The following is a 7516-nucleotide window of genomic DNA, read 5'->3' as shown; positions in this document are numbered from 1 at the left end:
TTCTTCCCGGGAAAAGTTTTCGACCAAGAAGGTCGCCACCGGCAACCGCTCTTCCCAACAGCCCGGTACATTTCTACAGGGCAAAGAGGATTGAGCCCGGCGGCAGTAGTTGAAGGTAACCATCATTCCCAGGTGGGGACAATAGATTTCTAAAGAGTCAAAGGTTTCATTCATGGTGAAAATAATAGGTCCATGGTCCAAGGTGCAAGGTGCAAGGCCTTTTGGGGCCGAATACCTTACACCTTAAACCTTGGACCTGTTTTTATGGTTTCGGTTTTGGAAAACTTTCCAGGGCTTTCAAGGATTTCTGGATCTCCTCATCGGGGAGTTCATAGTCGGTCAACTTCCCTTCAAAATAGGCGTTATAGGCCATTAAATCCACCAGGCCATGTCCGCTCCAGTTCACCAGAATAGTTTTGGCCTTGCCCTCTTCCTTGCATTTCTTGGCCTCGGTGATCACCGCCGCCAGGGCGTGGTTGGTTTCCGGGGCCGGGATGTAGCCTTCGGTCCTGGCCCAGGTGACACCGGCGGCGAAGGTTTCCAACTGACCCACGGCCCTGGGTTCGATCATTTTGTCCAGGATCAACTGGCTGACAATGGGGGCCATTCCATGATAGCGCAGACCGCCGGCATGAATAGGGGCCGGGACGAAGGCGTGGCCCAGACTGTGCATGCACAACAGGGGGGTCATTTGGACGGTATCCCCGAAATCATAAACAAAGGGGCCTTTGGTCATGGTCGGGCAGGAAGTGGGTTCGACGGCGATCACTTCGACCTTTTTACCGGCGATCTTGTCCCGGATAAAGGGTAGGGCCAGTCCGGCAAAATTGCTTCCGCCGCCGGCGCAGCCGATGACGATGTCCGGATAGTCCCCGAGTTTTTGTAGTTGTTTTTGGGCTTCCAGGCCGATAATGGTCTGATGGAGCAAGACATGGTTTAAAACGCTGCCCAGGGAATATTTGCTGTTCGGGGTGGTCACCGCATCTTCCACGGCTTCACTGATAGCGATTCCAAGACTTCCAGGGGAATTAGGATCCTGTTCCAGGATTTTTCTGCCGGCCTGGGTATCCGGGCTGGGACTGGGGACGCAGGTGGCTCCCCAGGTATTCATCATCAGACGGCGGTAAGGTTTTTGGTCGTAGCTGATCCGGACCATATAGACCTTTAACTCCAATCCAAAAAGGGAACAGGCGAAACTCAAGGCACTGCCCCATTGGCCTGCCCCGGTTTCGGTGGCTATCCGTTTGGTGCCAAAGACTTTGTTATAATAGGCCTGGGGTATGGCGGTATTGGGTTTGTGGCTGCCAGCCGGGCTGACGCCTTCGTTCTTAAAATAGATTTTGGCCGGTGTCTGTAAAAATCGCTCCAGACCGTAGGCCCTGGCAAGGGGGGTAGGCCGCCAGATCAAATACTTTTCCAGGACAGGGTCGGGAATATCGATAAAGCGTTGCGGGCTGACTTCCTGTTCGATCAGATTCATGGGAAAAACAGGGGCCAGATCATCGGGACCGACCGGTTGACCGGTGCCGGGGTGCAGGGGGGGCTGCATGCCGTTCGGCATATCGGGCAAAATGTTATACCACTGGCGGGGCATTTCATCTTCACTCAGGGTTACTTTCTTCTGCTCCATGATTCCTCCTTTTTCGTTAAGGTTGCCGTTTATTTTATTGCTTTGAATTCCGTTTTCTGTGAGAATAATTTTTCCGGGTAAAGGAAATGACCCGCTTGAAACCGGCCTTTCTTAAGAAAATAAAGTTCGTCGTTCGGTTTGTCGAAACCCATTTCAAGGTTGTGGGGCTCCAAAGGAGCATGAGCGTTTAAGAGAATCTGGCATTAAATATCCACTATATACAGGGTCATGAAAAACTGTCAATTAAATTTAAGATGAATAAAGAAATCCTGCCTTTTAAAGCCGTTGTTCAAGAGTTGTTAACCGGAAAGGATGCACTGGTGGATCCTTTGATCCCGGCTGTTATCGATGCCTGGATCCAGGCCGTTCCCGAGTCCTTACGATCGGGAATTTATATGGAAGGGATTCGGGAAGGGACCCTTTACCTATCGGTTTCCAATCCGGTTGTCGGGCAACAGTTCCAATTTCTAAAAGACTCCATTCGGGGAAAGATAAATGAAACATTGGGAAAACCGGTGGTCAAAACGATCCGGTTAAAGCCGGGATCGGTCGAGGTAATGAGCCCCGGCCGAAAAGAAAAAACGGATTCGACACCACCCCGACCCCGTTCCTTGTCAAAAAAAGAAAAATTACGGATCCAACATATTTGTGCCGAAATCAAGGATCCTGAAGTTCGTGAACGGGTCCGGGCGGCTATGGAAAAGAGTCGTTGTTATGAACCGGCCAAGCGCTCCCTGATCCCGTGAAGGTGCCCCCCGGGTCCCGTTTAGCAGGATTAAAGGAAAGTGTTGAAAAATTTACTCCTTTGAACCTGATCGCTATAAACCCCGACTTCCTGGTAAACGATAAGGGGGGGAAGGACCTTAAGCTCCTCACGCCCTTGATAAACAGCCTCCATGAGAATCCATTCGGCCTCTTTGCCTGGAAAGGAATGGACCAATTGGATTGTTTTGGGCTCCAGCCCGTTTTGTCTGGATAAGGTCAGAAGGGTCACCAGCCGCCAGGCCGGGTAAATAACATACCATTTCCCTCCTTTTTTTAATCCGTGGGCTACAGCCTGTAAAAGTTCAGATAAGGTAACCCGAATTTCATGGCGGGCCATGGCTTTCTGAGGGTCGGGGTTTATCCGGCCTGTTCGAAGAGGACGAAAGGGGGGGTTGCAAACAACGGCATCAAAGGTCCCCTTTTTAATAAAAAAGGGGATGTAGCAAAGATCTCCATGGATCAGGGAAATGCGTCCCTGAAGTCCGTTCAGGTCCGTATTGCGTCGGGCCAGATCTAAAAAGGCGGGGGACAGTTCCAGGGCCACAATCCGGGCAAGGGGGTAGGCCCTGGCCAGGAGCAGGGCCAGGATTCCACTGCCCGTTCCCAGATCCAGGACCCGATGATCTTCCTTTATCCGGACAAATTCAAACAGAAGTAAAGAGTCTATGGAAAAACGATAACCGGTTTTTTTTTGAATGACCCGAACAGTCCCTTTTCCCCAGGAATCGAGTGTTTCATCGCTGTTTATCTTTACCCGCTTCTCAAATGATGAATTCATTCAAATTCAGGGGATTCATTACCAGGCCGGTCAGGGTTTTAGGGTAAAAATAGGTTGACTTCCTGGGCATAACCAGGGAGGCTTCGGCAATCTGCCTGACCTGATCGATAGGGGTTGGGTTTAAGATGAAACTCATCTGACTTTGTCCCTTTACCACCAGCTGGAGGACCTCGAAAGCATCATGACGATACTCGATGATGTTTTCCTGATCCAATTCTTCCCGGCGAACGCCTAAGGCTTTTTGAAAGATCAGGCGGCTTAAAATCATGACATCCAATCTTCGTAATAAGGGATGCAGATCTTCTCCCCAGGCACCGTCCAGACTTTCTTGCTTCAGAGTCAGGAGGTAAAACCAGGAGGTTTGGGCCATAAAAAGACCAAATGACTGAGCCACTCTTCCTTTTGCCCCAAGTCTGGACAAAAAATCCCGTGTGACTTGCTTTTTGTTTTCGCCGTTAAAAGGGATTTTTTCTATAAAAAAATCCTGATCCAATTTTTTTTCCAGCAACGAGGGCTCAAGATCCAAAAGACGGTTCAATGCCCGATGAACCGGGAAGATGGTCAACCCCGGATCTTCCATCGGACAGAGAAACATCAGGGTAAAATTAAAGGCTGCGTTTTTTCCCGACTCGGGATGCCTTTTAAGCATATCCGCTTGATAGGCCAGACTGGTCTCGTAACGATGATGGCCATCGGCGATATAAACGGTCTTATCGGAAAAGGTCTTTTGAATGGTAGTTAAGGTCGACGGGTCGGTAATTCTCCAAAGCTGATGGCGGATAGAATCCTGATCGACAAAATCAAGAAAGGGTTCTGCCGGGGCCTGGCCGGAAAGAAGAGAAATGACCCTGTTTTCAGGATCAAGATAAAAAGAAAAGATCGGACAAAACTGCATTTGACACTGCTGGAAGAGCTGATAGCGATCCTGCTTGAAAGCCGAGAAGGTCTTTTCGTGGGGCCGGACCTTCCCTGAATCAAAAGGCTCCAGGCCCAGCAGGGAAATAAACCCGGTTCGAATCCGTAAATTTTCCCCTGGAAGCTGATATTGAATTTTATAAAGATAAATGGCCGGTTCAGGGTCCTGAACCAGGATCTGTTCCTTTTCCCAGATCCGTAATATCCGGGCCGCCCGGGTGTATCGATTGTCTTCAGGTGTATCACTGGGGAAATTTTTGCCAAAATCCAGACGAACAATATTATAGGGATGCTGTTGATAAAACCGTTCCTGTTCCTGAGGTTTGATCACATCATAGGGCGGAGCGACGACCTGGGAATAATCCTTAATGGTCTGAGAATTATAAATAACCCCCCGAAAAGGGGCGATATGTGCCATGGGACTTAATACTCCTCTCTACTCATAAAAATAACTTTTTTGTATAACATTTTCTTATTAGTTGGTAAAGGAAAATAATAGGATAATGTGGTCTCGAAGGGGTGCGAGGGGAAAACGGTATTTATGGGGTCAATAAGTTGATCCGTGAGATATAAAATGGGCCTCTGTCCAAAGATATCTTTTCCTCGGAAAAGGTATCTTTGGACAGAGCGTAACCTAAAGACTTCTTCAATACAATTTTGATGACCGGTGTCGGCTCAGAAGGAGAACCTTATTTCTTTTTGGGAAGAGGTTTTACTTTCCTTCCTTTCAGGTATAATTTTAAAGCCTCGTCGACCACCTCTTTAATTCCTGTTTTTTCCCAGTAGGTAATGGCTTTAATCTTCCCATGATTCGTTTCCCGAATCATGACCGTAGTCCGAACCCATTTTTCCGGAGTTTTCTGAGGTCCTTTGTCTTTTTTCGCAACAGCAGCACTTGTCTTTTTTATTGCCGGTTTCTTTTGGATGGCCATAGTCCTTGCTCCCTCTTAATAAGGATTGGATCGATTAATGGTGTTCTTCCTTGCTTCCCCCTCCTGGTAGTTTCGTGACCTGGGGAAAAGTTATTTTTTCGGAGGAACAACGGCGTCTTTAAAGGCTTTGGCTATCCTCATCTTAGTCACGGTCTTGGCGGGGATCTTAATGGGGTCACCGGTTTGAGGGTTTCTGCCTACCCGTGCCTTTCGTTTGGAAAGAACGATCTTGCCGATGCCCGGCATGGTAAATGATCCGGTTTTCTTGGTCTCAGCAACCGCCAATCGGGCCAATTCATCGAGGATTTCCTTTGACGCATTTTTCGTCATTGAAAATTTTTCCGCCAGGTAAGCAACGAGCTGGGTTTTAGTCAAGGGTTTTTTTGTAGCCATAACCAATCCTCCTTTTTATTATAAATTTTTTTTTAATTTACGCTTCTATATAGAGGAAAAAATGGAAAGGGTCAAGCGAAAAACACACCAATCATCAAAAAAACCGCTTTTTTTCTAAGGTAAACAGGTCAGGGGCTCATGGAAACCCGGATTGGAGCGGGGTTGCCGCTTCTTTGGTCCTCCGGATCAGAGTTTTTGACAGGAAGCACAAAAATGAGTGCCGCGACTGCACACCCGTATTTTTTGAATCGGGGAAAGGCAGAAGGGGCAGGCCAGGCCGGTCCGTCCATAGACCTGATGATAGTTTTGAAATCCACCGGAGGTTCCATCAGGCCTTCGGTAATCTCTCAGGGTGGAGCCTTGTTTTAAAATCGCCTGCCTCAGAACACGCCGGATAATCCGATGGAGGTTTTTAATCCGGTCTGAAGATAGAGCCGAAGCCGGAGTCAGGGGGTGGATTTTGGCTTGAAATAAGGATTCATCCACATAAATATTACCTAATCCGCTGATCAGGGATTGATCCAGAAGAAGGGTTTTAATGGCCTTTTTTTTAGAGTGAATGATCCGGGCGAATTGACCGGCGTTGATTTCAAAAGGGTCGGGGGCCACCTTGCCGTCAAAGGGGTTTGAACCGGAGGGCGCGGCCGGGATCACATCAAAGAAGCCGAATTTCCTGACATCTCGGTATCGGAGCTGGAAATCCGGAGGCAAAAAATCAAAAATGACATGGGTGTGGCGGTCGACAGGGGTTGACGCGGGTTCCAGTAAAACCTGGCCGGTCATTTTCAAATGGAGGATCAGGGTCCTATCGAGATCAAGATCGAAAAGGATCAGCTTGCCTTTACGCCTTATTTCCCGTATGATGCTACCGGTCAGGGTTTGGATGAAAAGCTTTTCGGGCGATCGAAGGATTTTAGGGGTGAATACTTGAACTTTTTGAATCTTCAGGCCGGTCAGATCCGAACGAAGACGGCGAACAATGGTTTCAACTTCGGGCAGCTCGGGCATGGTTTACCTTTCAATCCTTGTGTTCGATTTTAGATGGCCGGTGACCAGCCATCTGAGTTGGCGGCAGATACCGCGGATCATGCGCACCTCCTGAGGATAGAGCCCTATGCGGGAAAAAAAACGCCTGAGGCTCATCATCCAGAGTTCGGGGTTCTGTTCGTCTAAAAAATCCATCAACTGCAGGACTTCCGACAGGTGCTGATACATGCCCTCCAGTTCGAAGGATGTGGCCAGGGGATGTTCGGAGTTCGGAGTTCGGAGTTCGGAGTTGGGAGTGATGGATGACGAGATTTCAAGGTTTAGGGTTTGATCACTCCGAACTCCGAACTCAACACTCCGAACTTTTTCATCACTATGGGCCAGAAGGATTTCATAACAAAGGATCAAAACACCCTGCGCCAGATTGAGAGAGCTGGCCGAAGCCGTAGGGATATTGACCGTGCAATGGCAAAAGCGGAGTTCTTCGTTGCTGAGTCCACGGTTTTCCGGGCCGAATAAGAGGGCAATACGGTTCTGACCGCCAAGGGATTGAATTTTACGGGCTGCCTGGGCAGGGTTTATAATTTCTTTCCGCTGCCCTCCTAAACGGGCCGTTGTTCCAACAATATAGTGGAAAGGTGCCAGGGCCTCGGCCAGAGAGGAATAGCTTTGCATTTTTTCCAGAAGCCCCCGGGCCACATGGGTTGAAAGCTTGGTCATCCGTTCCCAGTCTGTATCTTCCGGATTGACTAAGATGATATGCGGGAAGCCCATATTCCAGGCAGCCCGGGCCGAGGCCCCTATATTTTCCGCAAAACGGGGTTGGTGCAGGACGATGGTGATATGGTCGAAGTTGATGTCAGGAACCATTTTTGATAACCGAAAATATTATTTTAGTAGCTCAAAGCTGAAAGCTCGTAACAATTTAGCCCTATGAAAAACTTGAAACTTTTACTTGAAAATCCTGACTTTCGCACACGTCATTCCGGTGAAAACCGGAATCCAGACGTTATGCTGAGACGAAAAGAACCTGGTTTCCGGTTTTCACCGGAATGACGGAGAGGTTGTCGACGTTTTTTCAAAAAGCGCTAAACTGATACGAAAGCTCAAAGCTCA

The 7516-nt window shown here is 48.5% G+C and carries 8 protein-coding genes; 1 reads left to right on the top strand and 7 read right to left on the bottom strand.

What is annotated here, in order from left to right; translation table 11 throughout:
- Positions 1-262: 262 nt before the first annotated feature.
- A complete protein-coding gene (locus HY879_16295) occupies positions 263-1630 on the bottom strand; it encodes a TrpB-like pyridoxal phosphate-dependent enzyme (GenBank protein MBI5604900.1) in 1368 nt (455 codons plus the stop codon).
- Between the two features lie 254 nt (positions 1631-1884).
- On the opposite strand from HY879_16295, the gene HY879_16290 reads away from it, so the two are divergent.
- Entirely contained in the window at positions 1885-2376 is a 492-nt protein-coding gene (locus HY879_16290) for a DUF721 domain-containing protein (protein ID MBI5604899.1), read from the top strand.
- A gap of 29 nt (positions 2377-2405) precedes the next feature.
- Here HY879_16290 and HY879_16285 read toward each other — a convergent pair whose 3' ends face one another.
- From HY879_16285 to HY879_16260, 6 genes are all read right to left on the bottom strand, one after another.
- Entirely contained in the window at positions 2406-3173 is a 768-nt protein-coding gene (locus HY879_16285) for a tRNA1(Val) (adenine(37)-N6)-methyltransferase (GenBank protein MBI5604898.1), read from the bottom strand.
- Positions 3157-4506: a DUF1015 domain-containing protein gene (locus tag HY879_16280; GenBank protein ID MBI5604897.1), complete on the bottom strand. Its 1350-nt coding sequence runs from the start codon at positions 4504-4506 to the stop codon at positions 3157-3159. The genes HY879_16285 and HY879_16280 overlap by 17 nt, the downstream gene beginning before the upstream one ends.
- A gap of 271 nt (positions 4507-4777) precedes the next feature.
- Positions 4778-5020 carry a hypothetical protein gene (locus tag HY879_16275; protein ID MBI5604896.1) on the bottom strand — a complete coding sequence of 81 codons (243 nt, stop codon included), beginning with the start codon at positions 5018-5020 and terminating at the stop codon, positions 4778-4780.
- A 90-nt stretch (positions 5021-5110) separates the two neighbouring features.
- On the bottom strand, positions 5111-5413 hold the full coding sequence (locus HY879_16270) for an HU family DNA-binding protein (protein ID MBI5604895.1): 303 nt from the start codon (positions 5411-5413) through the stop codon (positions 5111-5113).
- 186 nt (positions 5414-5599) lie between these two features.
- Complete coding sequence (gene mutM, locus HY879_16265) at positions 5600-6421, bottom strand: bifunctional DNA-formamidopyrimidine glycosylase/DNA-(apurinic or apyrimidinic site) lyase (protein MBI5604894.1); 822 nt, start codon at positions 6419-6421, stop codon at positions 5600-5602.
- Positions 6422-6424: 3 nt separating this feature from the next.
- On the bottom strand, positions 6425-7270 hold the full coding sequence (locus HY879_16260) for an RNA methyltransferase (GenBank protein MBI5604893.1): 846 nt from the start codon (positions 7268-7270) through the stop codon (positions 6425-6427).
- Positions 7271-7516: the final 246 nt, after the last annotated feature.

It is taken from the genome of Deltaproteobacteria bacterium, from assembly GCA_016219225.1.
Classification (GTDB): Bacteria; Desulfobacterota; RBG-13-43-22; order RBG-13-43-22; family RBG-13-43-22; genus RBG-13-43-22.
The sequence above is the reverse complement of the archived record's forward strand: the minus strand, read 5'-3'. Positions and strand labels throughout refer to the sequence as shown.

Coding starts and splice junctions, on each gene's coding strand:
- HY879_16295 (MBI5604900.1), bottom strand. CDS start 1,630: ATGGAGCAGAAGAAAGTAACCCTGAGTGAAGATGAAATGCCCCGCCAG.
- HY879_16290 (MBI5604899.1), top strand. CDS start 1,885: ATGAATAAAGAAATCCTGCCTTTTAAAGCCGTTGTTCAAGAGTTGTTA.
- HY879_16285 (MBI5604898.1), bottom strand. CDS start 3,173: ATGAATTCATCATTTGAGAAGCGGGTAAAGATAAACAGCGATGAAACA.
- HY879_16280 (MBI5604897.1), bottom strand. CDS start 4,506: ATGGCACATATCGCCCCTTTTCGGGGGGTTATTTATAATTCTCAGACC.
- HY879_16275 (MBI5604896.1), bottom strand. CDS start 5,020: ATGGCCATCCAAAAGAAACCGGCAATAAAAAAGACAAGTGCTGCTGTT.
- HY879_16270 (MBI5604895.1), bottom strand. CDS start 5,413: ATGGCTACAAAAAAACCCTTGACTAAAACCCAGCTCGTTGCTTACCTG.
- mutM (MBI5604894.1), bottom strand. CDS start 6,421: ATGCCCGAGCTGCCCGAAGTTGAAACCATTGTTCGCCGTCTTCGTTCG.
- HY879_16260 (MBI5604893.1), bottom strand. CDS start 7,270: ATGGTTCCTGACATCAACTTCGACCATATCACCATCGTCCTGCACCAA.